Origin of the sequence: Facklamia sp. HMSC062C11, from assembly GCF_001810675.1 — a bacterium.
Classification (GTDB): Bacteria; Bacillota; Bacilli; order Lactobacillales; family Aerococcaceae; genus Facklamia; species Facklamia hominis.
On sequence record NZ_KV802404.1, the window covers coordinates 1 to 668 of the forward strand.

General features: G+C 45.2%; 1 protein-coding gene. It reads right to left on the minus strand.

Translation table 11 applies throughout. The features are described from left to right. Window positions 1-668: Cna B-type domain-containing protein (locus HMPREF2758_RS06760; RefSeq protein WP_168163136.1), on the minus strand; the 668-nt coding region annotated here is incomplete at both ends.

The window sequence follows — 668 nt, forward strand, 5'->3', positions numbered from 1 at the left end:
ATCACTTGACCATTGCGTAGAAGTTCAATAGTGATGGTTGGACGGTCTTCACTGCCACCTTGCCACACCTTCTCTACCCTAACTTGCGTCTTTGGAATCTTTGGTTCTTCGGGTGGAAGGTAGGAATTAGTGATCACATAGCCTGCCTGCATGGAGCCTGTTACCTTGCTAGTGTAACGATCGACCGCTAATTCTCTGACCGTATAGTGGTATTCCTTACCTAACGAATCTTTGGCTTCCAAGTCGGTCCATTCATGACTGCGTTGACCATTGGTTAATTGAATCGTATCAATCACTTGACCATTGCGTAGAAGTTCAATCGTAATAGTTGGACGAGCTTCGCTACCGCCTTGCCATACCTTCTCTACTTTGACTTGCGTCTTTGGAATCTTTGGTTCCTCGGGTGGAAGATAGGTATTCGTGACCTTAATGTGTTGATCAACAAGCTCGCCCACCGTACTTGTATATCCAGGGACAGGAGCTTCCCATACACTATATTTATAGCGATTACCCGCTTTGTCGGTCACCTCTAAATCGTACCAAGTATAGTCAGTCTTTCCAGATTTCAATTCAACAATCTTGCCATATGCTTGTCCATCTCGCATCAAGACTAGCTGAATGGTAGGTTTGACTTCAGGTCCACCTACCCATACCTTATCAACCGTGAT